Origin of the sequence: Nostoc sp. (genome assembly GCF_036917135.1) — a bacterium.
Taxonomy (GTDB): Bacteria; Cyanobacteriota; Cyanobacteriia; order Cyanobacteriales; family Nostocaceae; genus Nostoc.
In genome coordinates, this window is the sequence record NZ_JBALEA010000073.1 from 22,709 (window position 1) to 48,247 (window position 25,539).

A 25,539-nucleotide genomic window follows, 5' to 3' on the forward strand; every position below is an offset into this window, starting at 1 on the left:
AATCTGTATAACTTGATTCTAAATGAGGTATCGTTCAGAGTTAAGATAAAAAAATTATCTGAAATTGTGGTTAAAACTACAAAAAATTGTTAAAACAACTAACTAATACCGTATTTCCAGCCTCAGTCTTCCGACTAGAGAGTGGTTTAACTTTTATTCATCAAGAAATTCCCACCACTCCTGTAGTTGTGGCAGATGTTTGGGTGCGGGCTGGAGCCAGCCTAGAGCCAGAACCTTGGTTCGGCATGGCGCACTTTTTAGAACACATGATTTTTAAAGGTACGGCGACGCTACCCCCTGGAATGTTCGATTCCAAAGTTGAAAACCGGGGTGGCGTGAGTAATGCGGCAACAAGCTATGATTACGCTCATTATTCACTCACCACAGCTGCCCCTTATTTAAAAGATACTCTGCCCTACTTGGGAGAACTACTACTCAATGCGGCAATTCCAGAAGATGAATTTAGCCGAGAACGGGATGTAGTGCTAGAGGAAATTCGCTCTTGTCAAGACGATTCCGACTGGATAGGATTTCAAACTCTGATTCAAAGCATCTATCCACATCACCCTTACGGACGTTCGGTGTTGGGTACTGAGCAAGAACTGATGCAGCAGTCACCAGAAGCAATGCGCTGTTTTCACCACGCCCACTATCAGCCGGAAAACATGACGGTGGTAATTGCCGGCGGTATAGCCCAGCAACCAGCTTGGGAAATGGTAAATAGTTCATTTGCTGATTTTGCCGAACGCTCGAATTGTCCGCAGTTTGAGAAAGTGGCAAAGCCAGCGATCGCAGGTATTCACCGTCAAGAACTGTGTTTACCACGCATAGAGCAAGCACGATTATTGATGGCGTGGCTGGTACCCGGAGTAGAAGAAATCCGTACTGGCTATGGTTTAGATTTGTTGTCGGTGTTATTGGCAGAAGGACGGACTTCGCGTTTAGTGCGTGATTTGCGAGAAGATTTGCAATTGGTACAGGGAATTTGCAGTAGTTTTTCTCTACAACGGGAATCAAGTTTATTTACAATAACTGCTTGGTTGGAACCAGAAAATCTGGAGGAAGTTGAGTCTTTAATTTGTGCCCATTTAGATGATTTGCAGACTAGAGGAATTAGTGAACAGGAACTTGCCCGTACACGTAGACTGCTATGTAATGAGTATGCGTTTTCTACCGAAACGCCAAATCAGCTAACGGGGCTTTATGGGTATTACAATACCATTGCTCAAGCTGAATTAGCTGTGACATATCCCCAGCAGATTCAGTCTTTTGATACCCAAGAACTGCAAAAGTTAGCTAAACAGTATCTATCGCCGGAGAATTACGCGGTTACTGTGCTTAAACCGTGTTAGTTATGGGGCATCGGGCACTTGTACTGCCCTTCTCTACGAGACGCTACGCGTAGCTTGCTTCCACGTTCGCGTAGCGTGCCGTAGGCAAGTGGTACGACTACGCTCAGGAACCGCGACTTGTGCCGAGCGACTCGCCCTGAGCGCAGTCGAAGGGAGCCGAGGTAAGTCGAAGTATTGGGCAAATGACAAAGGACAAATGACAAAGGACAAATGATAAATGACAACCTTGCTGCAAAAATCGCCTATCCATCGTACCGTATTGAACAATGGCATTGTCGTGGTGGTGGCAGAAAACCCTGCTGCGGATATTATTGCAGCGCGAATCTTTGTGCGTGCCGGTAGTTGTAACGAAAACCGAGAGCAAGCAGGGTTGGCACATTTGCTCTCAGCTGTGATGACAAAGGGATGCGATGGACTTTCTAGTTTAGAAATTGCCGAGAAAGTTGAGTCTGTAGGAGCGAGTTTGGGCACAGATGCCAGCACTGATTATTTTTTGCTATCTTTCAAAACGGTAACATCCGATTTTGCGGAAATTTTAACATTGGCAGGACGGATTTTGCGATCGCCTACTTTTCCCGAAACTCAAGTGGAACTAGAACGGCGTTTAGCACTCCAAGATATTCGTTCCCAAAAAGAGCAACCGTTCAATGTCGCCTTTGAACAAATGCGGCAGGTAATGTACCAAAATCACCCATACTCCATGTCAGTGCTGGGAGATGAATCCACCATGAGCCGCTTAACTCGTGCGGATTTAGTGGAGTATCACCAAACTTATTTCCGTCCAGATAATGTAGTAATTAGTATTGCTGGGAGAGTCACACCCACAGATGCCGTAGCATTAGTGGAAGAAGTTTTTGCTGATTGGCAAGCGCCAGCCCAAGAACTGCCAATACTAAATTTACCTGAAATTAAGGTGGAACCGCAGGTAAGGCTGAAGCCAGTACAGACACAACAATCAATCGTAATGCTCGGTTATTTAGGAACATCGGTTAATTCTGTTGATTACGCCGCCCTGAAGTTGCTGTGTACCTACTTGGGAAATGGTCTTTCTAGTCGCTTGTTTGTCGAATTGCGGGAAAAAAGAGGTTTAGCTTACGAAGTATCCGCCTTTTACTCCACAAGGCTATTTCCAGCCTCATTTGTAGTTTACATGGGTACAGCACCGGAGAATACCAGCATCGCCCTAGAGGGACTGCGTACAGAAGTAGATTTATTGTCTACCACCGAAGTATCTGAAAGCTCCCTTCAAGCTGCTAAAAACAAGATTCTGGGACAGTATGCCTTGGGTAAACAAACGAACGGGCAAATTGCTCAAATATACGGCTGGTATGAAACTTTGGGCTTAGGAATTGATTTTGACACCAAGTTTCAAGAATTGATTGCGGCTGTGACTGCCCAGGATGCGATCGCTTCAGCTTGTAAGTATTTACAAGAGCCTTACTTGTCTTTAGTTGGTCAAGAAGAAGCAATTAATGGTGCAATCGCCTAGCCTTGCTCTAATTCCTCATTTTTAATTAGATTTAGGTAGCAGGCCTATTTTATGTGCCGCACCTACGCCCGTCGTAGACATCGTAAATGGAGCAGCTGTTTTTTAGGCCAAGCGGCTGTACCATTAGCATGAGAATATTCTGGGAGTAAATTCCATGCAAGGCAGCCTGACAGCAAGTATTTTGAGTTACTTAAAATTACTAGACCCAACTGTAAATCGCTGTAGAATGGAAAAAGGGCAAAAGGGTTGGTGTCCAAAGAGGTCTAAATCTTTATCAGCGATTGAAATACTCTTGTTCTCTACGACACCTCTGCTCATCGTCTTCTGTCCTGTAGTATCAATAGCTGCGCCACAAAAAATTGCCCAAGTAAATCCTGGAGATAGCATCAACCGCCCGATCCTCAAAGTTGGTAGCCAAGGTGAACGCGTGTCTGAACTTCAGGCAGCGCTGAAACTTTTGGGTTTTTACTCTGGTGCCGTAGATGGTATATACAGTGAGAATACGGCCACTGCTGTTGCCCGGTTTAAACAAGCAGCTGGCTTGAATCCAGATGGCATTGTTGATGCCAGCACTTGGCAACGACTTTTCCCTAATCAACCAGTAGCAGCATCAACCATCCCTTCATCCCAGCCAAGATTTAACTCAGCTACAAATTTTCCTGTTCCAAGCCAGGCTAGTAACCTCACCAACGTTGCAAATCCTAACCCCAACCCCGTAACACAAGTTCCCACTAGCTCTGAACCAAAACCTACTACCCCAAAAAAAGCTGTAGCACAAGTTCCGACCAACCCTGAGCCAAGACCTGCTACCCCAAGAAAAACTACAACTTCCAGCACACAGAAAACCCCAAATCGTACTACATCAACTACTCGAACTCAGTCAAACACAACTACTACCCGAACCCCTGGTATTCAATACACCTCAGAAGGATTACCAATTTTGCGTCTAGGATTACATGGTTCGGAAGTTGTGAAGTTGCAACAACAACTGAAAAAGCTTGGTTACTTGAAAGGCGATGCTGATGGAGACTTTGGCGTGACAACTGAGGCAGCCGTCAAAGCTGCACAACAGCGCTATGGTTTAGAGGCTGATGGTGTAGTTGGTGGCTCTACCTGGGAGGTTCTTTTGCGGCGATCGCCCCAACAGCGTTAACCTTGGAACTTGCTAGGGCTAGATAACCACTTTTAGATACAGAGGTTTTTCGACTCAGAGAAACCCCTGTACGAATTTTGCCACTTTGATGAATTTAATTCGTGGCACATCCTGCAATAGGATAAAGATACACCCATTAGAAGTATCTCTCGATGCGATCGCTGAAAAATTTCATTGCTTTTCGGCTGACCAAAGAGTACAGCAAATTTAGGAGCTAGATCCAATTGCGCCTGATGGTGTTATAGATCACAACTGGCAATAGTCAAATTAATTAAACTGCTAATTCCTCTAAAAAAACTTATGCAACACTTTTTATTAACTTGGCTAGGTAGTGCAGTGGCATTATTTATTACTGCTAATATCGTTCCAGGATTCTTTATCAAGAATTTTGTGACTGCCCTGGTAGCTGCCTTTGTTATTGGTCTGGTTAATGCATTTATTAGACCAATTTTGCAGATTTTAACGTTTCCGATTACCTTACTCACCTTTGGTTTATTTACATTAGTGATCAACGCCTTAACCCTTTGGTTAGCCAGTGCCCTAACTCCTGGTTATGGTTTTGAGATTCAGGGCTTTTTACCTGCTTTATTAGGTTCAATTGTGCTAGCAATTGTTTCTAGCGTAATTAACTATTTTTTGAGAGTTGTTGACTAGAAAAATTATTAAAACCCCGCTTCCATTCCTCTCCCCGAAAGGTCAAGAGGCTTTGATTCTTGCTCCCCTTCCCTGGTAGGGAAGGGGCTGGGGGTTAGGTTTGAGGGAAACTTGCACACGGCGTTAAATTGTAATACTCATATTTAAAGCTTGGGCAACAGCTAGTGTTACCGCTCCCGGTTGCCCTTGTAGCTGGAAAACTTTTTTAGGAACTAAGAAACTTACCCGCAATTCTTCCCTGTTTGTAAAGGGAAAAATAGTCAACGATGTCAGTTGAGTAGCTGCAAGAATAGCAGCTGCCTCTGCTACACTCGGTGTACCTACTTTTTGGTCAGTAATTGTCGCCGGGTTGGGGACGCAGACAGAGCGAAGCATTTGGGCAGAAAAAGTTTTCAGGGGCAAATTTCGGAGGTGGCAAAATTCTATTAAACCAACTTCCGAGGCTTTAGTGTCAATGGTAGCAATACCTGCGATCGCACTTGGAACAAGTTGATTTTCTCGAAACACTTGCTCAATCGCCCCATCAATCAACTCCCATGATGTTCCCCGTTTACAACCGATTCCCACCCATAAAACCTGTTGCACTTGGTTTATTTCCTTATTCAATTCGTCAGGATTTGGTTTACTCCAACAGCCAAGCAAATAAATCTCCTACAGTTAGCCTCAAGTCACTTGCAAAATCTGGCACAGGGAGTAAAGCATCTAGTTCATCTAACATGACCGGCTGTTGATTGCGGATGTATACAAATACCGTTTGTTCTTCTGGATCGATCAGCCAGCCCATTTGTGTTTCATAATTCAGGCAATGCAAAATATTTTTTGTAACTTTCGTTTGTCTTTGGTCAGGTGATAGAATCTCGATAGTCCAATCGGGAGATGCTTTGAATACATTGGCAACTTGACCATTTTCGTCACGAAGAATTCTTTGCCAAGTAAACACAGAAACATCTGGCACTATTGACCTTCCACCAAAAGTACACCGCAGTTCTGAATACGCTCGTGCAATGCGCTTGGGCTTTACCGTTAAGTTAATAGTGCTAACCATTTCACCTTGAATTGTACTATGCTTTCCCTGTGCCATTGGTTTTTGAATAATTTCACCATTGATATATTCACTAGCGGGTTTCGTTTCTGGTAGCTTCAGAAACTCCGCCAAAGTTATATTTTTTGATGGTGTCCGTACCATAAGCGATCGCCTCCAAATCCAGCAATTATAATTAACAAACCGCAAAGTACACAAAGAAGCTTTAACTTAACTCTTACTCTGCGTACCTTTGCGCTACCTCAGCGTAACTTTGCGTTAAAAAAATATTACATTCTCTCCAATACCCGAATTCCCAACAAATCTAATCCCAACTTCAGAGTTCTAGCAGTCAAATCACATAAAATCAAGCGGGATGTCCTCTGTGGTTCCTCGGCCTGTAATATGGGACAGCGATCGTAAAACTGATTAAACTTTTTACTCAGTTCATACAAATACTCACATAAACGATTAGGCAGCAAGTCTTGCTCTACACTACTAATAACTTCATCCAGTTGAAGTAAATATTTCGCCAGCGCTAATTCTGTTTCAAGCTCCAACAAAACAGCATTATTTCCCAACTCTTTAAAGTTAATATCACCCTTCCTGCTAATGCCGTGAATTCGGGCATAAACATACAGCATATAGGGCGCAGTATTACCTTTGAGATCCAGCATTTTGTCGTAGCTGAAGATATAGTTACTGGTGCGGTTTTGGCTTAAGTCTGCATACTTAACTGCACTGATGCCAACCACTTTAGCAACTTCATTAATAAATTCTTCAGTTTCTTGGCGTTCTTCTTGTTGTACTCTAGCTTTTAGGTCTGTATGAGAACGAGAAACAGCTTCATCTAATAAATCCCGCAACCGCACAGTATCCCCAGAACGAGTTTTAAACTTTTTCCCATCTTCTCCTAATACCAACCCAAAGGTAACATGCACTAATTCCACATCATCGGGAATCCATCCGGCTTTGCGTGCTACCTGGAAAAATTGGGCAAAGTGGTTTGCTTGTCCAGCATCAGTTACATAAATTATCCGCTTTGCTTGATCCTGCTGAATCCTGTACCGCAGGGATGCTAAATCTGTTGTGGCGTAGTTATAGCCGCCATCTGATTTTTGCACAATTAACGGCAAAGGTTCACCTTCTCTATTTGTAAACCCTTCCAAAAAAACGCATTTCGCCCCTTGATTTTCTACCAGCAACCCAGATTTATCTAAATCTTCCACAACGCCGGATAGTAAAGGGTTATAAAAAGATTCCCCGCGTTCAGTTAACTTGATATCCAGCAACTGATAAATTATTTCAAACTCCCGCCGCGACTGTTCACACAGCAGTTTCCAAGCATGGAGTGTATCTTCTGCACCTGCTTGTAATCTGACAACTTCTTGGCGTGCTGTTTCTTGAAAAACTTCATCTGCATCAAACCGCAGTTTAGCTTGGCGATAAAAAGAGACTAAATCACCAATATCTAAAGCATTAGCAGTGGTAAGAGCGTCTGGGTAAACTTCCCGCAGATAGGTGATTAACATTCCAAACTGCGTACCCCAATCACCGACATGATTTAACCGTAGTACATCGTGTCCTTGAAATTCTAAAATCCGGGCGATGGAATCACCAATAATCGTCGAACGCAAGTGTCCGACGTGCATTTCTTTGGCAATATTCGGACTGGAAAAATCCACAATTTCCCGCTTCGGCGTTTTCGCGGCTGGAACTCCCAGTCTGGGATCAGCTTGAATGGCGTTGAGTTGTGCTTCTAAGTATGCGGTTTTCAGCTTGAGATTGATAAATCCTGGCCCAGCGATTTCTGGTGGTTCACAGATTTCCGATACATCTAGCTTATCAACGATCGCACCTGCGATCGCTCTTGGCTGCAATCCTAACTTTTTACTCAAGGATAAAGCCACATTCACCTGATAATCGCCAAATTTAGGATTGCTAGCAGGAACCAAAATGGGATCTACTCCAGCGAAGTCAGCGCCAAAAGCCGCAACTATTGCCTGCTCTACCTGATATTTTAGTTTTTCTTGTGTAGCGTTCATATATAAATTTTATCTGTGAGAGGGGGAATGTCGCTCTAGAAAAGCTTGATTATTTCACTCTAAAGTATCCAGGGATATTAACAACCCCCAATGATGGAGGGTTGTCATCAGCTATCAGCTATTTGCAGATAGTGGATAAAGTATTGAAAAAAATCCCTACATCTGAAGAGTCGTGGAATCAAAGGTAGTGTGTCGAATAAACCATCTAGTAAATATACGGGAACTTCTGGTTCTAGGTTCTGGTCACTTAATATCAATCTCTAATGAGGGTAGACGTAGCCCGCCGCAGCTTTTTGTGTCCAATTTAACTCATCCTAACTCTTCAGCAAAGCACTGTACGCATCTAAAGGTGCGTACAGATGCCATTATCCGTTGTCAGCTTTTCCTCAATTGTCTTTATATATACAACAATTGCACTTTTTTAGTTAGATTAACGCAGACTTCAAACGCTTTCAAATCCCGAAAATGGATGTTTGCTAATGGAAAAATTTTGCGATATTCAAGCAAATACTACCATAATTCTTTATATCTATACCAAAACTTTATGAAAGCTATATCAAACTACACTTCACACATTTTTACCACCAAAAACATATATACTAGACTAGACTTTCATAAATTTGAGAGTTTTGTTAATTGCAACACCAAAAACTATTAATTTTCAGATGAAATACTAGCGTATCTTATAGTCTATAGTTTTTAAGGTTTAGTCAAAACTATATCCAGTATCATCAAAAAACTGCAAACTTCATGTGGTGCAAAAATCAAGCGGGGAGTGAAAACATGAATTTACGTAGAGATGCATTGCAAATCCTCAAAGAAACTAGCCGAACTTTTTATATCCCAATTAGTCTTTTACCCCCAGGATTGCAAGAAGCAATAGCATCAGCATATTTGTGTATGCGTGCTATTGATCAAATTGAAGATCATCCCGAACTAGATAACGCTACTAAAGCAAAGCTGTTAAGAACCATTAGTCTGACATTACAGGCAGGAGTTGATGGCTTTCCTATAGATGCTTTTTTTGCAGGATTTAGTGGGTATGAGAACTCATTAGAAGAAGTCACCTTGAGCATTAGAGAATGGTCTCTGCTAGCACCAGACACTATTGCACCTCGGATTTGGGATGCCACTGCTGCAATGGCAGACCGGATGGCTTATTGGGCAGAAAGAAACTGGAAAATTTACACAGAATCTGATTTGGATCGTTATACCTTTGGGGCTGCTGGTGCAGTGGGATTGTTACTTTCGGACTTATGGACTTGGTACGATGGAACACAAACCAACCGTACCCAGGCCATTGGGTTTGGTCGGGGTTTACAAGCAGTTAACATCCTGCGTAATCATACTGAAGATTTGGGGCGTGGGGTAGAATTCTTCCCAGAAGGTTGGAGTGCAGAAAATATGCAAGAGTATGCCCGGCGCAATCTAGCCCTGGCAGAAGCTTATACCAAAAACCTTCCTTCTGGCCCTGCCTTAGATTTTTGCCAAATTCCCTTAACCTTGGCCAATGGTACTCTTGATGCCCTTGCTAATGGTAAAGAGAAACTCAGCCGCAGTGATGTTTTTGCACTTATGGAACAGATTAGTGTGAACATGAAAGCCAGCTAATAGTCTCTTAACGACTAATGGAGACAATAGTGAACTACCCACACTGAACCGTCAGATCAGTGTGGGTAAGAGTCCAACAGAAAGCGTAATAGTAGATTTCTGACGTCCTCTACTACTACGACTTACATCTGGGCGACAAGCTTTATCCCCCGTCCCCGAGTTTGGTCTGGATTCAACTGCAAACCGCTATAGCCAGTCAGTAGAGCCGCACGCTAACTGTAGCAAGCCTTAAGAGAGCATCATTAGGCATTACGGATTACGATAAAGTAGCATAGACACTATTTATCACTACAAGTATAATAAATCATCTGATTTTCGCGTTCGATTTACGTAATCTCAGTTAAACTTTAGGAACTCTTTAAAGGATTTCCAGCAGAAATTACCTGGCAAGAGTTGATTAATATCTAAATAATTGAAAGGGAGTATAATGCTCCCCGTGATTATTCGCGCAGCGAGTTGAGAGTGCATGAGCTACTGCTTAAGTCCTACCTGTCCCAATCCAGAAAATTTGGTATTTAGCCAAAGGTGTCAGTCTTGTGGCTCACAACTACTATTGCGCGATCGCTATCAGGTGATCAAACCATTAGGTCAGGGTGGCTTTGGAGCAACCTTCTTAGCCAATGATCAAGGTTTACCAGGCGAACCGAGCTGCGTAATCAAGCAATTACGCCCATCAGGGAGTTCCCCACACGTTTTACAGATGGCTAGAGAACTCTTTGAGCGAGAAGCTAGAACTCTAGGTAAGATTGGCAATCATCCCCAAGTACCAAGATTGTTGGACTATTTTGAAGATCATGAACAATTTTATTTAGTTCAAGAATACATCAGTGGTGATACCTTGCAAGAGGAGGTCAAACTTAACGGCATCTTGAGCGAAACTGGAGTCAAGCAATTTTTGAGCGAGATTTTGCCACTACTGCAATACATCCACGATCAAAAGGTGATTCACCGTGATATCAAGCCAGCCAACTTAATTCGCCGCAGTCAAGATGCCAGAATGGTACTCATTGACTTTGGTGCCGTCAAAAACCAAATCAGCCAAGGTACAACAAATCCATCAGGACAGACAGCATTAACTGCCTATGCCATTGGTACTCCTGGCTTTGCGCCTCCAGAGCAAATGGCTATGCGTCCAGTCTACGCCAGTGACATTTATGCACTGGGCGTGACATGCATTTATTTACTGACTACCAAAACTCCTAAAGATTTAGATTACAATCCCAACACTGGCGAGATGATGTGGGAGCAGATTGTGCAAGTGAGCGATCACTTAGGCAATGTATTGCGAAAAATGTTAGAGGTGTCTGTACGTAATCGCTATCAGTCAGCCGAAGAAGTTCTCAGAGCGTTAGAAATAGAACCATACCTAGATAGTTTAGCAAAGGGCTTACTGATTAAATCTGATAGTGGATCTAAAAACCGAACACACAACCACCTGGAAAATTCTGCTGTTTTATCTAATAACCCTTCTACTGCTGCTAGCAATACAGGAGTGGCACAGGTAGCGGCAGCAATTCGGGCTAGACGAGCCAAGGCAGCAGAAGCGGCGGGATTACACCAGGGTTCTGGGATAGGCAAATCAACCACTTTAGCTAACAGCGACAGTAATAGTTCACAAGTTCAAAATTATAAAATTGAGCGGAAGTTAGATAGTCAAGGTTTATTAACAGCCTATCTGAAGGGAAGACGGGATTTTGCTCTACACAATTTAAACTTGCTGAATCTGCAAGGTGCTGACTTATCCCAAACAAATTTCCATTCCGCTCAATTGCAAAAAACCAATCTCCAAGGAGCTAATCTACATAATAGTGACTTTGGCAGAGCCAGTCTAACTCGAGCAAATCTTAAGGATGCTAATTTGAGCAAAGCATACTTTAACCATGCTGATTTAGAAGGGGCAGACCTACGAGGCGCAGACCTTAGCAACGCTTATCTTAGCAATGCTAACCTCCGAGGGGCTAATCTGTGTGGTGCTAATCTCACTAATGCCAAAATCTCTGATGAGCAGCTAGCACTAGCAAAAACAAACTGGATGACCATACGCCCCAATGGTAAACGAGGCTTGTTATAAGTTGAAAGTTTTAATTTGGGAGACACTTGCTTGCTCTAACTCCATCTTTAAAAATGATGGAATTAGAGCAAGACTTTTGAAGGGGTGTTGATGGATATTCTGGGGCAAAATCTTAGCAACACAAAGCGGATTGCTTTTTAAAATATTAAATAGAGCGATTCTCATTTGGATGTAATACACTTTGATATCTTTGCTAAAACCCTGTATTTTCTCCCTAGCTTGGAAAATCAGCCCTGATTATTCACAATTGACCAAATCCAAATATATATAATGCTTGGGTTGCTCAATAGCGCTCGCTCTCACAAATTTTAAGAAATATCCAGTTATCTAGCAAAAACACGCAGACAATTGGCAATTCTTTATTAAATCTTTATGACTTCTATCTGTTACAAATAACAAATGATTATTTACAATAAACAATAAAGCATCATAATATCTTTAAAAAGTTATTATGATGCTTTTTATCACTAGAAACGACAGGGAATATCGCACCTAAAAGTTGCAAAATATAACGTTCTTAAGCCACTCACGTTTTCAGATGGCGGCGGAAAGCGAAAAATCAATTATCCCTGATTCTAGGCTGAAGCAGAATATTCACAACCGAAATCAGGTAATACAAGGTTTACGTATAATGGCTGACTTTGCACAAACAGAAATAGAACGGCGATTAACTTTATATCAGGTATTTCTCAAATTGTATGAACACCACAGCAGCCTTCTAGATGAAATTCTTCAGCTAGAAAACCTATCTCAACCGTCGTTGACGAGAGTGAAGGCGTGTTACGTACACGCTGTAGTGGATACTGCTGCTGTTTATTTGATAACGAACTTGTGTGATAATGAGACTCAAAGTTTACGACAGCCACAGAGAATCTGGACAATAGGCCGGAATCGGACTAGCGGTATTTGTGTTGCTGATAGCTATATGTCTCGTCGCCACGCTGCTATTCAACATATTAACAATCAAGGTTTTTACTTAATTGATTTCAACAGTACCAATGGCTCCTTTGTAAATGGCGATCGCGCTGTTCGACCGATCAAGCTCAAAGATGGCGATCGCATTCGTCTAGGCAATATGACTTTCGATTTCTTTGTGAACTATACGTGCCGCGTTTTGCCAACTGTCGGAATGGATTTATTGATACAGCTTGTCCATCAAAAGAATGATCATCTAGTAGAAATGCTTACTTGTTCTCAGAATAAACAAAAACCTCTAAGTGAAAAATCGGATTATAATTTAGAGATTTTCAGAAATTACGGACTAGTTGAAAATCTCGAAAATGGTTATGAAAGCTTCAGTTCCGAACAGAAATCAGACATTTTAGACCGCTTTTTTAGCAGAGAAATACCGTCTAATCCCAGTTAAAAAATAGCAAGTTCTAGCAGTTTTCAATTGCTTCAGGAGTACTGAGTAATATTTCTTTGCAACACTGCTTAGGTTTTGGCTAAAAAATAAACCCCCAGAAGAATTAGTTTTGACTTTTCACGTTATGTGGAAAAGCCACGAAACACCTAACCCCCTAACCCCCAACTCGTTGCGGGAAGGGGAAAATTCAAAGTCTCTCTCTTCTTAGGAGAGAGAAATAGAAGCGAGGTTTTCCAGATACCGTGAAAAGTCAGAGAATTAGTTAAAGGTCAAAATATAGAAAAAAAATTAAGAATGTGATTAAATATCATAGCAATCATTTTAGAGTGGCATCTCTAGCTGACAATAAAAAGAAAGCGATTCAGGGATTGAGTAAGCAGGTTATCCTCTATCCTGGCAACAGGAGGATACTCAAGGTCTATCAGCAGTAGCAACATTTCTGAGTGGTGCATTCCAGTTATGTGGGCAGGAAATGCTAAAGCGATGACCAAAAAAAAACCCCCAGTGAGCCTTAGCCAACCAGGGGAGTTAGTTATCAGGGTGCATCTACCACTTAAATGTTCTCAGGTTGAACACCATACTCCGGATGAATTTGTACAAAGGTCAGTTATTTTTTTTAATAAAAAACCCCCAGTTGGTGTTAACCTACAAGGGGAGTGAGTTATCAGGGTGCATCTACCAATAATCTTTTCTAGGGGCAGCCAGCATCTTCGGGAGAAAATGAACTAAATTAAGGTTGATGGCGATGTCTACAACGGGCTACGCCTACTACGTAAATAAAAAAACCCCCAGTGGGTGTTAGCCTACTAGGGGAGTGAGTTATCAGGGTGCATCTACCAATAATCTTTTCTCAAGCAAATGGGTAGCTACCGGATAAATTAGCAGAAATTGAAGTTGTTGCTGTTTGTTTATCAGAGAAAAACCTTCAGAGGGGTTAGTTATCAGGACAGTCCTACCAATTAAATGACCGGTGCGCTGCCTGACAAAATTGGGGTGTCAAGGTTAATCAACAGTACTAAATCTTCATAAAAAAACCCCCTAGTGGGCGTTAGCCAACCAGGGGAGCTAGTTATCAGGGTGCATCTACCAATTAAATGTTCTAGGTTTAACCACCACGCTCCGGATAAATTCATGAGAGAATTGATTGTCGGCCTGTGGCAAAAAAACCAGAGCGGATATTAAAGATCAAGGGACATCCATCTACTAATCAAGTATTCTAGGATTAAGCACTATTTTCTGGTAGAGAATATCTGCGTCAGCAGTTGCTGTTGTTTGCCAAAATTGAAAAAAACCCCCAGTGGGTGTTAGCCAACTAGGGGAGTTGAAGATCAAGGTGCATCTACCAATTAAGTGTTCTAAGCCCAAGTAATCCGATCCGGATAAAGTTGTAAAGGCAGGAAAAACCAAAACAGCACCGAATCAGAAACATTCCGGGGCGGGATGCATCTAAATTATCAGACGGAGCGAAAAATCGACTTGAAACTTTCGCGTTTCAAACCAGATTTAGGAGGCGGACAGGAGAAGTTGTGACCCAGGAATTCCATATTTCCGTAACCCCAGTAGGGCAAAATGACTACTTGGTGCGGACGGAACAAGTCGCGCCTGGGGTACCATTGGCAGAAGAATTGGTGACTTGGCCTATAGCTGATTGGTTGATGGCTGCTGGGCATTTGATGAATGACCCGTTGAAGTCGGTGTTACAAGGAGATCCATTCCTCTCTAGCGGGCACGAAAGCGATATCGCCAGAAACTCTGTTAATTTGGTGGCATTGGGTCAACAATTTTATAATGCCCTTTTTCAAGGCACTCTCAGGGATAGTTGGATTACTGCCCAAGGTATTGCCCAGAACCATCAACAAGTACTACGCTTACGTTTGGGGCTAAAAGATACTAGGTTAGCTCGTCTGCCTTGGGAAGTGATGCACGCAGGCGATCGCCCTTTGGCTACTGGGCCTTATGTGGCTTTTTCTCGCTTCCAAAGTGGAATTTCGGGGGCTTCGCCTTTGCGATCCCTAAATATGCCCACACCACGAGAACAAGGTGGTGTCAAAGTATTGATGGTAATTGCTTCTCCCTCAGACCAAGTGCGTCTTGACTTACAAAAACAGGAAGCGATTAAACTGCAAGCGGAACTTCAACGTCAAATACCAAGACTTGCTGAAGATAGCAATCGTTTCCCAGAAATTGAACTGACTGTATTAGATCAACCAGGACGGGAAGAACTGACCCAAGCCTTAGAACAAGGCAGGTATCACGTTCTACACTACTCTGGTCATAGTAACTTAGGCGCTAATGGCGGAGAAATTTATCTTGTTAGTCGCAGAACTGGCTTAACGGAAATCTTGACTGGGGACGATTTGGCTGGTTTGCTCGTCAACAATAACATCCAAATGGCAGTGTTTAATTCCTGCTTGGGGGCATATAGAGCCGCGTCCGATGCCTCTGGAGACACTGGGGAACGTAACTTAGCAGAAACTTTGGTGAAGCGCGGAATTAGAAGCGTTTTGGCGATGTCAGAACGGATTCCTGATGAAGTGGCGTTGACCCTTACACAATTATTTTACCGCAACTTGAGTCAGGGATATCCAGTAGATTTGTGCGTCAGTCGGGTGCGCCAAGGATTAATTTCTGCTTATGGTTCTCACCAGATGTACTGGGCTTTACCGATTTTGTATCTCCAGCCAGAATTTGACGGTTTTCTCAGCCAGGAAACTGAAGTATCCCACAGTGCAGAATTGCTGAACCAGTATGGTTCGCCTTTAGGGATAACTTCCACGATGTACTCTGCTATGGCTGATGATAGCGAGATGCCTTTAGGAATGGAGGACATGATTATGATTCCTTCTGGTTTGACGCGTGACTCTTCTGGGTTAGACTGGCTGGGTGAAGATACTTGGGGCGATCTCGTTGATGAAATTGAGTATGATGACCCAAGCTATGAAGAAGATTCGGCGATCGTTTCGGATTTGTTTCGTCAGCTAGATAACCAAAAAGCTCCAATTGAACTGGATGAACAAATTCGTGAAAATAGTCTTCAGCAAAGGCGCCTTTCAGAGGAAATGAATTCCCTGAAAGAGGAAGCAGATTTATGGGGAGAAGTCCCACCTGTGTCACCTCAAACTGCTGGGAATTTTGAAGGAAATTGGGAAAATTCTGATTTTTCGCGTAGGCATAGCCCAACCCAGGCATCGCAACCATCCGTACCAAAACCTCGTACTCAAGGCCGCAAGCTGTGGCCGATTATGGGCGTTGTGGGAATCAGTACCTTAGCAGCTGCGATCGCTCTAAATTGGTGGTGGCAAAATCGACCCCAAGTAACTCTGCCTAACATCCCAGGAATTCCCACCCAGTCTCTACCCGATTCTCGACCTATTCAAAAACAGCAAAATATCGATTTAGAAACAGCCGCGACTGGAATTGTCACCGCCACCGCTACGGAAAAATTGAGCCAGGGCGACTTGCAAAGTGGGTTATTGGCTGTAGAAGAATTACTCAATCGTAACGCCCTAGCTGCGGCAGAAAGTGCCCTGAAACTAATTCCCAATAAACAAGCTGACGATCCATCTGTGAACTTTTACAAGGGACGATTAGCTTGGCAGTCTATCCAAACTGGAGACAACAATTATAGCGTCGATGATGCCCGCCGTTACTGGGAAAATGCTGCAAAAGCTAAACCAGAATCAGTTTTATATAATAACGCTTTGGGATTTGCCTACTACGCAGAAGGAAATCTGAATCGAGCCAATTACTCTTGGCTTGAGGCGATTAATTTAGCTCTCAAAGAGCAGAATCCAGATTCAACATCCACAAGTACAGTACTGTCTGAAGATGGTTTAACTTCTTATGCTGGTTTAGCGATGGGAATGTATAAATCTGCACTTAGTCCATCTAATGGTAAGAAGACACAATATCTGAATAAAGCGATCAAGTTGCGGCAATTGGTTCTCAAGTCTGATCGAGCAAATTTCCAGGTAGATAAATTAGCTAAAAATTGGCTGTGGACGGAGAAGTCCATTGAAGATTGGCGATCGCTCCTTCAGGAAAAAGGTCAAGAATAATTCGTAATTTGTTTGATTTATGCTTTTATTAGCAGCAGAAACGCGATCGCGTAGCATCAGCGTTGGTGTACCATTTGGATAAACTCCTGCACCAAAGACGATGGCAACGCCCTCGTGAGGATAATTATGTTGTAGCAATAGACGTAAGTATTGGTGGTTATCTTGCAGTGGAGCGATCGCGGTTGATTAAACAGCAGTTCTCAATTCCATACAATACAGGCAGTTTGTAGGGGCACAGTGAAAAGGGCGAATTCTGTTCGTCAGGGCTTTTATTTTTTGCCTTGAAACTGCTTAATAATATTGCCAATTAAAGGCAACTGTTCTAGTACCATTTTTGTCAAATCTGATTAGGAACAACTAAGAGCAAATCTCGTGAATGCGAATTTAGAAAGTATATATTTTTAATCTAGCAACTTCTAAGGTACTAATTTAGCTAGTGCAGATATACGTGGTGTAAATCCAAATTTTGCTGATTTCTGCTATAAGGCAATACGCTTGGGTTAAGGCTAAAACTCTATTACAAAGTCAATTTTTTTAACGAACCGCCAAGACGCCAAGGACGCAGAGAGAAGGAAGAAATGCTTAACTGAACTGTATTGTGCTATAAGGGACTGACAAATAAAAAAATACTCAACTACTTATTGTGGGGTGGGCGTCTCGCCCACACCACAAGATTGGGTAATTTATTTCTTGTCAGTCCCTTATAGCTTCACTATTTCTGAAAAAAATATTAGACCAGTGGCGCAAGTATGATAAAACTTACAAAATATAAGCTATGCGCCCAGAATAGATCCAGTTAATCCATTAGTGTATGATATCAGAACTGCCACTAATTACAAGCGATCGCCTATTATTACGAGTAGCGATCCATGAAGATATACCCAAAATTCTTAAATACTTCACTGATAATAAAACTTATCTCACTCCATTCTACCCTCTTTGGGATGATGGTTTTTTTATTCAAGAATATTGGCAGTATCAGATAGAGAATAGTTTTCTAGAATTTCTCAATGGGCAATCGTTAAAATTATTTATTTTTACCCAAAAAAATCCCGCCGTAATTATTGGAACAGTCAATTTTAGTAATTTTGTCCGAGGAGCCGCTCATTTCTGCTATGTGGGATATAGCCTTGCGGAAAGTAAACAAGGTAAAGGATACATGACAGAAGGGCTAAAAGCCGCAACTCAATATGTATTTCAAGAGTTAAACTTTCACCGCATCATGGCTAATTATATGCCTCACAATCGGCGCAGTGGCAATGTACTCAAAAGACTTGGTTTTGTCATTGAAGGATATGCTAGAGACTATTTATTAATTAATGGGCAATGGGAAGATCATATTCTGACAAGTCTTACAAATCCTAACTGGCAAGCACCTAAATTTTAAGAATTGCTGAGTATCCTTATCTACAAATTCATAGGAACCTGCACTTACGCAAACAATAGCTGAAAAGAATGATTTTCTTCTTAGGGGCAATTCATGAATTGTCTCTATCGCGTGTAGTTTTGCATAAGTCCTAACAACTTCATAATAAATACACAAAAACTCCACAACCAAATGCAATAGTAATATTTATTCACTACCTAGCTCAGTTATTAAGGTTTGCTTAAGCCGATGCGTGCAATTTTATCAAATGATTGAGGAGTTTTTCAAAATGTCCATTAATTCTATAAAGCTCTTATCTCTCTTTTCTAGTATCTTCGCTTTTGCGACTATCTTACACGGAGTTGTCTTAGCAGCACCAGTTTCAAATTCTGTGACTATACTACCCTTAAAAACTCAGACGAGTCATGTATCAGAGCAGCAAATCAAACTCACAAAGCAACAACGCCTACAAATCAAAGAGGCTCGTCAGCAAAGAGATAAGGATATTGAGGCTCTATTAAATCCGTCCCAAGCTACTAAATTTAAGGCAATACAATCTCGTCAGAGAGTCAGAATAGTGTTAAAATCTTTGGGTCTGAATCAAGAGCAACATAAACACGTTAAATCAATTTTGCAAACTTATAACCTGCGAGTTAAAAAAATTCTATCTTCACAGATATAACAAGAAAGCTCAAATATAGTAGCAGCTACTTCAGGAATATCACAACCAATTAAAAAACAAAAATTAGCTTTATTTAATTAAGGTTAAGTTTCCGAAGACTGATGGATTTGATTCAAACTTCGGTTGAGCCAGTCTTCATACCAATCATAAAAACCCAGAGGTTGCTCTTCATCGCTATTAGGAAAATCATCAGGGTCGGGGTTATGGAAAGCATGACAAAAACTCAAAGAAGCAGGATATATCCCATTATCATTAGTACGGTCATCTATCCAAATTTTTCCTGACTGCTCCCCGGTAATGACTAACATCGCATAAATTCCACAACCATAATTTGTAATGGTGAGAGTGCCCTGAATAAACTTATCATCAAAGTAAGCATCACTGTTGGTAACAGAACTTGTATTATTATTGACAATCAAATCTAGATCATTCCATGCTTTTGTCAAAGTAAATGGGTTAGAGAGGATTTCGTAGTTTTCTTGGTATACTTTTTCTGGAATGACATCTTCATACTCAATTCCCAACAAACCAGATAACCCGTATCCTGGCCCTGCACCACCATTACCAATTTCTAAGAGAAAGTTTCGATATTCACTCGGTAGTGTAATATTGTATCTGGATTCAAACACTTGAATATCTTTGTTACTCAAACAAGGTTTAAATTGATATTGGTGTGATTCTGAGCCAAAAACCTCAAATGTAGCGTCTAAAATAGCTAATTGAGTCAATTTTTTCTTTAATTGCAAAACTTTGTTCATTATGCATTCCAGATTTTGATAGTAGCACCGTCATATTTTAGATATGGATCGCTTTTTGCGTCTATGCTGATGCAGAAGCCAGAGGTAGTATTAAGAGAAGAATGAATTAAGCTTTGCTCGTAATGACTCTGGCTGAAACTCCAAACTACAAAAATTCTAACAATCCTTTTCTCACCCTCAACTACGAAAGCGCTTTAGAATCTCTAGGCGGCGATTACTACGACGAGGTTGCAGCTGCGGAATTCCCCCAACACCTCCTGCGTTGGCGTAACGATGAACTATTACCCCGTTTTGGTCTAGACCGTCAAGTAGTGAAAGACGAAGATTTCATCACAGCTTTTGGGCAATTTCAGGGTCGAAAACCTTTGTTGGCGCTGCGTTACCACGGTTATCAATTTGGTGAATATAACGGACAGTTGGGTGATGGTAGAGGCTTTCTCTACGGGCAAGTACGCGCCAATGATGGCGAATTGTACGATTTTGGCACGAAAGGTTCTGGGAGAACGCCCTACTCCCGTGGTGGCGATGGGATGTTGACGCTCAAAGGTGGGATGCGGGAAGTTTTGGCTGCGGAAGCACTGCACTACTTGGGTGTACGTACCTCGCGCTGTCTGAGTATGATTGAAACAGGTGTACCCCTTTGGCGGGGCGATGAACCTTCGCCTACCCGTTCATCTGTGATGGTGAGGATGAGTAGTTCTCATATTCGGTTTGGCACTTTTGAGCGACTGCACTATTTCCAGCGTCCAGATTTAACTAAGAAACTGTTAGACCACGTAATTGAGCAGTATTATCAACAGTTAAGTACTGAAGAAGATAAATATGCTCTGTTTTACGCCGAATTAGTTAAACGGGTTGCAGAACTAGTAGCTCAGTGGATGGCGGCTGGCTTTTGTCATGGAGTCCTGAATACCGATAATATGTCGATTACGGGAGAAAGTTTTGATTATGGCCCTTACGCATTTATCCCTACTTATAACCCATACTTTATAGCTGCATATTTTGATTATTCTGGACGCTACTGTTACAGTAATCAACCAATTATTTGCAAGCTGAATTTAGAAATGCTCCAGGAACCCTTTAAGGCAATCATTGATAAAGGCGATTTGGAGACTGCTTTAGCTAAGTTTGATGAGTATTATCAAGCTGAATACAGTTCTTTGATGTTGAAAAAGTTGGGTTTTGTGGAATTGCCACATCCACAAGCTGAAGAACTTTTGAATCTAACGATTGAGTTTTTGAAAGAGAGCCAAGTTGGTTATCACCAATTCTTTTATGAGATGGCTCGCACTTTTTCATCTAAATGGCGAGATGAACCAGGTTTTGTGATGAATAGTTCCGATATTGTGCCAGTACCGGGTGCTTCAGGATTTTTTGATGATTGGTGTATATTATACCATAAAATCTTGAATGATTTTGATAGCGATGTCTACGACGGGCGTAGCTGCGACACCGATTTAATTGCCCAAACTCTAGCTGTTCATAATCCCAAAACGGCATTATTAAGACCTGTGATTGAATCGACTTGGGAAGCAATTGCTCAGGAAGATAATTGGCAACCTTTTTATGAGTTAATCAAGGTAATTCAGTCTAGGAGATAGTTAGTATGGGGCAAAGCTTGTAACGAAAATCATTTTTCACTTTGCCCCTCTCCTTTCTTGTCAATATAGCAATAAGCAAACTGATTTCCTGATCACTCTTATAACTCAATACCGTTCACTTGGTGTCAAAAATCCTAAAACTAAATAATGCTACTTATATTTTGGGATAATTAATAGTTAATAATGATAAGGATCTGGTAAAAAATTTATTTCATTATCTTTTACAAGATATAAAATTCTATGCTCTTGTGTTGAAGGGCGAGAGCAAGTATTAGAATCTAAGTACTTTTAAGGATAATTTGTTTATCATTTCCCACCCAAAATTTTAAGTCTTCTAAAAGTTCAGGTTGAAATACTGTTTTTCTTTGCTTTAGAGTTGCTGGAATTTCTTCTTTTGATCTGTACAGGTTGATGCTTTGATCGTAACATAACAGAAATTGATCAAGTAAAATCCTAATTTTTACAACAAAAATGAAAAGGTTCCGGGAACTGGCATTAGCTTGTGTTGCGATCGCTGCTTTGATCAGTATGAGTTTGATCAATATGAGTCTCAACGTTCAGGCAACGTCCAAGCGGCTGATTACCCTAGAGGATCTGTCTGCTGTTCACCAAGTCAGCGAACCGCAAATTTCTCGCGATGGAGCCTGGATAGCCTATACAGTGAATAGTACCGATATCAAGAATGATTCTGTCAACAACCATATTTATATAACTTCGTGGGATGGCTCCCGCACCCGAAAATTAACTAACAGCAAAGATAGCGAAAGTTCCCCTCGTTTCAGTCCCGATGGAAAGTACCTGACCTTTCTCTCCAGTCGTCAGTCTGAGAGTAAAGGCAATCAAATTTGGCTGCTGAACCTTGCCGATGGAGAAACACAAAAGATTTCAGATTTTCCCAGAGGTGTTTCTGATTTCGTTTGGTCGCCCGACGGCAAACGACTAGCTGTAATCGCCGAAGATCCACCCCAAAAAACTCACAACGAACAAAAGACCGCACAGCCAATTGTCATTGATCGCTTTAAAGGATATGTCGAAAAAAGTCGGCAACATCTCTACCTGTTTGACTTAGCAACTCACAAAGCAGATATTCTGACACCAGGCGAGTTTAATGAATATTTGCCCGAATGGTCTCCAGATGGGAACAAGATTGCTTTTGTTAGCAAGGGTGGTGTTGATTTTCGTCGCCATAACAATTGGGATGTCTATACTATCGTTGCCCAACCAGGAGCAAAAGTACGTCAAATAACTACCAATGAAAATCCCAATTGCGATCCCTCCTGGGGTAGCCGACCTGTTTGGAGTCCAGATGGCAAGTTAATAGCCTACCTACAAGGAGGCCCTCAAAAGCTACTTGAGTACGCCGTTTACCATCTTGCGGTTATTCCAACGGAAGGAGGTACTCCACGTTTGTTAACAGCAAATCTTGATCGCAATGTTGTTAAGCCACGCTTTACATCTGATGGCAAATCAATTCTGTTTTTGCTGGAAGACGATGGTAATGTTCACCTCGCAAAAGTACCAGTAGCAGGCGGCAAGATAGAGCGATTGCTAGCTGGACGTAGAAATATCAGCGCCTTTGACTTCGGGGGGGACGATAGGATTGTCTTGTTATCCTCAATGCCACAGGAACCAAGTGAGGTTTTCACCCTTAAAGGAAGTGAACTGCGTTCAATATCGCACCAAAACCAGGAATTGCTTGCCCAATTTCTATTAGGAACCACGGAAGAAATTAGTTTCAAGAGTAAAGATGGCACCCAAATCCACGGTTTCTTAGTCAAACCACCAAATTTTCAACCAGGAAAGAAATACCCAACACTCCTTCAGCTTCATGGTGGCCCAGTCGGGCAGTACACAAACCAGTTTATGTTTGACTGGCAGATGTTTGCAGCTCACGGCTATGTTGTCGTTGCAGTTAATCCACGGGGTAGTTCGGGACGGGGTGAAGCGTTTTCAAAGGCTATTTACGCTGACTGGGGAAATAAAGATGTCCAAGATGTGCTTGCTGCTGTTGACTACGTTGAGGCACAAGGGATAGCCGATCCATCTCGGTTAGGAATCGGTGGATGGAGCTACGGTGGGATCTTAACAAACTATACTATCGCCCAAGATACCCGTTTCAAAGCTGCGGTAAGTGGAGCTAGTATTTCCAATTTTTTGGCAGGATACGGTACTAACGAGTTTTATGACTACGAGCAGGAACTGGGCGTACCGTGGAAAAACCTCAATACTTGGCTACGAGTTTCCTTTCCGTTCCTGCATGCCGACCGAATTCTCACGCCAACACTATTTCTGAGTGGCGATCGCGATACTATTATTCCGTTGCAGAACTCTGAGCAGATGTATGACGCACTCAAAAGTTTAGGGGTTGATACTCAATTGATTATTTATCCTGAGCAATCCCACGGTATTAACAAGCCGAGTTACCAGCGCGATCGCCTACAACGTTATCTTACTTGGTATGGCAAGCATGGCTTGTGAGTATCAACACTCACACCTTTGTAAAAATATATCTACCCCTGGCGAATAGAATAATGCCTCCGGCACGCCAAGGGCGAAGGCAACTATAGGGCAATACGGTTCAGTTAAGGGAACTCCAAGAAATAAATTATCCAATTTCACTCCTTCAAAACGGCTTTTTCTCCCCCTGCTCCCTGCCCCCTGCTCCCCTGCCTTAAAAGCGATGGGATATTTATTTATCTGGAAGTCCCTAAGCATTTCTTCCTTCTCTCTGTGTTCTCTGCGCCTCTGCGGTTCGTTAAAAAATTGACTCTCATAATTATACAAATTAAATACGGAAGTGCTTATTTACCACTAACAAGTTTTCCGTATTTTTGTCTAGTCTGCAATCCCAAATTCTGTTTGATAGAAGTGGAATTATTTTCAGAAATGGAACGAGTCAAATCTGTGCCAATGACAACAGTGACATCAGATGCAATATCTCCTAAAGAAGCAACTTCTACATCACCGACACCAAGAGCTTGTTCAACTGCATTGGCTGCTTCAGGATTTCCATGTTGAGCAATAATTCTGGTTTTTTTGGCAGATTCTATATCAGTATCAATTTCATGACTAGAAAGAAAAATATTCCTGAAACCGTGTTTTTCGAGTAAAGATGTGACTTTGACTACAGCTTCGGGTTGTCTGGTTGCGTTTTGGATAAAAATCTTCATGCCTTGCGGCACTACTAAATTTTTGTCATCTTCTTTTACTTCTGCATTATTAAAATCAAAATAACGTTGGAGAATTTTACTAGTAGCTTTATGGTCAGAAATCCAGTAGCTAACATTGTATTCACTTTTCTCACTAAAACGCCCTGGCAGGAGCATAAAATTATGGTGATTGCTTTGAGCTAGAGCTTGAGCTATAGCTAACATTTCATTAATAGATAAATCAGTATCTATATTATCTTGAGCTACCTTTAAAATTTCAGGTAATTTAGTAATGCTTTGTGGCTGAAGCAGCGTAAGTAGGATGTCTTTAAGAACTTGTTGTTGTCGCTGCACTCGACCAATATCACCTAACGCATCATGACGAAAACGGATGTATTCTTCTAGATGTTGCCCACTCAACTTTTGTACACCTGCTAAAAAGTGAATGCTGAGGTTTTGTGAATGATCTACATAATCCATTTTTTTGGGAATATTAACTTCAACCCCTCCCAAGGCATCCACCAAATGAATAAAACCTTCTGTATCCAGGCGCACATAACGATCGATTGATACATCATCTAATAGCTGACTTACACTTTGGGCTGCTTGTTTTGTTCCACCACGCACATTTGCATCATTAATTTTATCTACACCAACTCCATAAAATCTAACGAGAGTATCTCTAGGAATAGATAATATATTAATCGAGTGAGAATCTGGCATGATTTGTGCGAGTAGGATAGTATCGCTATTGCCTGCTAATGCCTCGGCAGGAGTAAAGTTTTTCTCGTGGGGATGTCCAGAATTATCGATACCGAGAATCAAAATATTTACAGGATGATCTAGAGTTGCAGGAATGACACCTGTGACACTTTTGGAACTACCAGGCAGATGGATAGTAACGTCATTTTTTAAGGGAGTTAAACTCACAAACGAGGAGAAAATTGCCCCAGAAGTTGCAGCTACTAATGCCGCACCGATTGCTAAAGCAAATGGCTGTTTTAACAGCTGGGATTTCTTGGGATTATTTTTTCCTTTCACTTCTCACCCACTACATATAAAATTAATTGCCATAGTCTAACCCGGAATTCTCGCACTTGGATATGGCGGCTCACGGTCAAGACTACTTTAGATGTGGCTGCCCTGAGTAAAGAAGTGAGATT

Annotated in this window: 18 protein-coding genes and 1 pseudogene; 13 read left to right on the plus strand and 6 right to left on the minus strand. The window is 41.8% G+C overall.

What is annotated here, in order from left to right; genetic code table 11:
* Nucleotides 1-86 precede the first annotated feature (86 nt).
* From V7K50_RS22580 to V7K50_RS22595, 4 genes are all read left to right on the plus strand, one after another.
* Entirely contained in the window at nucleotides 87-1,352 is a 1,266-nt protein-coding gene (locus tag V7K50_RS22580) for a M16 family metallopeptidase (RefSeq protein ID WP_334963930.1), read from the plus strand.
* Between the two features lie 217 nt (nucleotides 1,353-1,569).
* Nucleotides 1,570-2,841, plus strand: coding sequence for a M16 family metallopeptidase (locus V7K50_RS22585; protein ID WP_334963931.1), 1,272 nt, complete (start codon nucleotides 1,570-1,572; stop codon nucleotides 2,839-2,841).
* A 154-nt stretch (nucleotides 2,842-2,995) separates the two neighbouring features.
* On the plus strand, nucleotides 2,996-3,994 hold the full coding sequence (locus V7K50_RS22590; RefSeq protein ID WP_334963932.1) for a peptidoglycan-binding domain-containing protein: 999 nt from the start codon (nucleotides 2,996-2,998) through the stop codon (nucleotides 3,992-3,994).
* 300 nt (nucleotides 3,995-4,294) lie between these two features.
* Complete coding sequence (locus V7K50_RS22595; protein ID WP_334800335.1) at nucleotides 4,295-4,648, plus strand: phage holin family protein; 354 nt, start codon at nucleotides 4,295-4,297, stop codon at nucleotides 4,646-4,648.
* 123 nt (nucleotides 4,649-4,771) lie between these two features.
* On the opposite strand, the gene V7K50_RS22600 is transcribed toward V7K50_RS22595, so the two are convergent.
* From V7K50_RS22600 to argS, 3 genes are all read right to left on the minus strand, one after another.
* Nucleotides 4,772-5,233, minus strand: coding sequence for a cobalamin biosynthesis protein (locus V7K50_RS22600; protein ID WP_334963933.1), 462 nt, complete (start codon nucleotides 5,231-5,233; stop codon nucleotides 4,772-4,774).
* Nucleotides 5,234-5,270: 37 nt separating this feature from the next.
* The gene (locus V7K50_RS22605) at nucleotides 5,271-5,834 is read right to left on the minus strand and encodes a Uma2 family endonuclease (RefSeq protein ID WP_334963934.1); all 564 of its coding nucleotides are present in this window, start codon (nucleotides 5,832-5,834) and stop codon (nucleotides 5,271-5,273) included.
* A gap of 125 nt (nucleotides 5,835-5,959) precedes the next feature.
* Nucleotides 5,960-7,714 (minus strand): arginine--tRNA ligase, encoded by a 1,755-nt coding sequence (gene argS, locus V7K50_RS22610; RefSeq protein ID WP_334963935.1) that lies wholly within the window; start codon nucleotides 7,712-7,714, stop codon nucleotides 5,960-5,962.
* A gap of 783 nt (nucleotides 7,715-8,497) precedes the next feature.
* On the opposite strand from argS, the gene V7K50_RS22615 reads away from it, so the two are divergent.
* From V7K50_RS22615 to V7K50_RS22645, 7 genes are all read left to right on the plus strand, one after another.
* Complete coding sequence (locus tag V7K50_RS22615) at nucleotides 8,498-9,325, plus strand: phytoene/squalene synthase family protein (RefSeq protein ID WP_334963936.1); 828 nt, start codon at nucleotides 8,498-8,500, stop codon at nucleotides 9,323-9,325.
* Between the two features lie 466 nt (nucleotides 9,326-9,791).
* The gene (locus V7K50_RS22620; protein ID WP_334963937.1) at nucleotides 9,792-11,396 is read left to right on the plus strand and encodes a serine/threonine-protein kinase; all 1,605 of its coding nucleotides are present in this window, start codon (nucleotides 9,792-9,794) and stop codon (nucleotides 11,394-11,396) included.
* A 631-nt stretch (nucleotides 11,397-12,027) separates the two neighbouring features.
* Nucleotides 12,028-12,762: an FHA domain-containing protein gene (locus V7K50_RS22625; protein ID WP_334964031.1), complete on the plus strand. Its 735-nt coding sequence runs from the start codon at nucleotides 12,028-12,030 to the stop codon at nucleotides 12,760-12,762.
* Nucleotides 12,763-14,288: 1,526 nt separating this feature from the next.
* Complete coding sequence (gene hetF, locus V7K50_RS22630) at nucleotides 14,289-16,820, plus strand: cell division protein HetF (protein ID WP_334963938.1); 2,532 nt, start codon at nucleotides 14,289-14,291, stop codon at nucleotides 16,818-16,820.
* A gap of 62 nt (nucleotides 16,821-16,882) precedes the next feature.
* Nucleotides 16,883-17,050: a hypothetical protein gene (locus tag V7K50_RS22635; RefSeq protein ID WP_334963939.1), complete on the plus strand. Its 168-nt coding sequence runs from the start codon at nucleotides 16,883-16,885 to the stop codon at nucleotides 17,048-17,050.
* A 581-nt stretch (nucleotides 17,051-17,631) separates the two neighbouring features.
* On the plus strand, nucleotides 17,632-18,207 hold the full coding sequence (gene rimJ / locus V7K50_RS22640) for a ribosomal protein S5-alanine N-acetyltransferase (protein WP_334963940.1): 576 nt from the start codon (nucleotides 17,632-17,634) through the stop codon (nucleotides 18,205-18,207).
* A 268-nt stretch (nucleotides 18,208-18,475) separates the two neighbouring features.
* A complete protein-coding gene (locus tag V7K50_RS22645; RefSeq protein WP_334963941.1) occupies nucleotides 18,476-18,868 on the plus strand; it encodes a hypothetical protein in 393 nt (130 codons plus the stop codon).
* Between the two features lie 83 nt (nucleotides 18,869-18,951).
* On the opposite strand, the gene V7K50_RS22650 is transcribed toward V7K50_RS22645, so the two are convergent.
* Entirely contained in the window at nucleotides 18,952-19,626 is a 675-nt protein-coding gene (locus tag V7K50_RS22650) for an SMI1/KNR4 family protein (RefSeq protein WP_334963942.1), read from the minus strand.
* 122 nt (nucleotides 19,627-19,748) lie between these two features.
* Between V7K50_RS22650 and V7K50_RS22655 the strand changes: the two genes are divergently transcribed.
* Nucleotides 19,749-21,227, plus strand: a complete 1,479-nt coding sequence (locus V7K50_RS22655) for a protein adenylyltransferase SelO (RefSeq protein ID WP_334963943.1) — start codon at nucleotides 19,749-19,751, stop codon at nucleotides 21,225-21,227.
* Between the two features lie 177 nt (nucleotides 21,228-21,404).
* Here the strand turns inward: V7K50_RS22655 and V7K50_RS30800 are convergent.
* Nucleotides 21,405-21,500 (minus strand): annotated as a pseudogene (locus V7K50_RS30800) (Txe/YoeB family addiction module toxin); the annotation flags it as partial.
* A gap of 198 nt (nucleotides 21,501-21,698) precedes the next feature.
* On the opposite strand from V7K50_RS30800, the gene V7K50_RS22660 reads away from it, so the two are divergent.
* Nucleotides 21,699-23,705, plus strand: coding sequence for a S9 family peptidase (locus V7K50_RS22660; RefSeq protein ID WP_334963944.1), 2,007 nt, complete (start codon nucleotides 21,699-21,701; stop codon nucleotides 23,703-23,705).
* A 323-nt stretch (nucleotides 23,706-24,028) separates the two neighbouring features.
* Here the strand turns inward: V7K50_RS22660 and V7K50_RS22665 are convergent, their stop codons facing one another.
* Nucleotides 24,029-25,417 (minus strand): LCP family protein, encoded by a 1,389-nt coding sequence (locus V7K50_RS22665; RefSeq protein WP_334963945.1) that lies wholly within the window; start codon nucleotides 25,415-25,417, stop codon nucleotides 24,029-24,031.
* Nucleotides 25,418-25,539 lie beyond the last annotated feature (122 nt).

Bases quoted from the DNA above. Each gene is read 5' to 3' on its own strand.
- argS (WP_334963935.1), bottom strand. From the start codon at position 7,714: ATGAACGCTACACAAGAAAAACTAAAATATCAGGTAGAGCAGGCAATA.
- V7K50_RS22590 (WP_334963932.1), top strand. From the start codon at position 2,996: ATGCAAGGCAGCCTGACAGCAAGTATTTTGAGTTACTTAAAATTACTA.
- V7K50_RS22660 (WP_334963944.1), top strand. From the start codon at position 21,699: ATGAAAAGGTTCCGGGAACTGGCATTAGCTTGTGTTGCGATCGCTGCT.
- V7K50_RS22620 (WP_334963937.1), top strand. From the start codon at position 9,792: ATGAGCTACTGCTTAAGTCCTACCTGTCCCAATCCAGAAAATTTGGTA.
- V7K50_RS22645 (WP_334963941.1), top strand. From the start codon at position 18,476: ATGTCCATTAATTCTATAAAGCTCTTATCTCTCTTTTCTAGTATCTTC.
- V7K50_RS22615 (WP_334963936.1), top strand. From the start codon at position 8,498: ATGAATTTACGTAGAGATGCATTGCAAATCCTCAAAGAAACTAGCCGA.
- V7K50_RS22595 (WP_334800335.1), top strand. From the start codon at position 4,295: ATGCAACACTTTTTATTAACTTGGCTAGGTAGTGCAGTGGCATTATTT.
- rimJ (WP_334963940.1), top strand. From the start codon at position 17,632: ATGATATCAGAACTGCCACTAATTACAAGCGATCGCCTATTATTACGA.
- V7K50_RS22650 (WP_334963942.1), bottom strand. From the start codon at position 19,626: ATGAACAAAGTTTTGCAATTAAAGAAAAAATTGACTCAATTAGCTATT.
- V7K50_RS22625 (WP_334964031.1), top strand. From the start codon at position 12,028: ATGGCTGACTTTGCACAAACAGAAATAGAACGGCGATTAACTTTATAT.
- V7K50_RS22585 (WP_334963931.1), top strand. From the start codon at position 1,570: ATGACAACCTTGCTGCAAAAATCGCCTATCCATCGTACCGTATTGAAC.
- V7K50_RS22605 (WP_334963934.1), bottom strand. From the start codon at position 5,834: ATGGTACGGACACCATCAAAAAATATAACTTTGGCGGAGTTTCTGAAG.
- V7K50_RS22655 (WP_334963943.1), top strand. From the start codon at position 19,749: ATGACTCTGGCTGAAACTCCAAACTACAAAAATTCTAACAATCCTTTT.